Source organism: Aeromonas piscicola, from assembly GCF_000820005.1.
GTDB lineage: Bacteria > Pseudomonadota > Gammaproteobacteria > Enterobacterales > Aeromonadaceae > Aeromonas > Aeromonas piscicola.
In genome coordinates this window covers 643-971 of the sequence record NZ_CDBL01000077.1, presented here as the reverse complement: position 1 = coordinate 971, position 329 = coordinate 643, and the positions used below count along the sequence as shown (strand labels likewise).

The 329-nt window shown below is 62.9% G+C and carries 1 pseudogene; it reads left to right on the top strand.

What is annotated here, in order from left to right:
• Positions 1 to 329: pseudogene (locus BN1128_RS19725) on the top strand (ATP-binding protein); the annotation flags it as partial.

Below are 329 nucleotides of genomic sequence, written 5' to 3'. Positions count from 1 at the left end.
TGCTCGGCGCCCTGCTGCTGCTCACCAGCTTCTGGAGCCTGACCTCATTGCGCACCATGGCGCGCCAGATCGACGAGATCCGGGCGGGCAAGCGGGAGGCGCTCTCCAATGACTACGAGCGGGAACTGACGCCGTTGACCGAGTCGGTCAACCAGCTGCTGGAGAACGAACGCCAGCAGACCCAGCGCTACCAGCACGCCCTGAACGATCTGGCCCACAGCCTGAAAACCCGGCTGGCGCTGATCCAGATGACGGCGCAGGAGATCAAGCTGGGGCGCGACATCCACGACAACATCAGTGAGCAGATCCTGACCATGGATCAGATCATC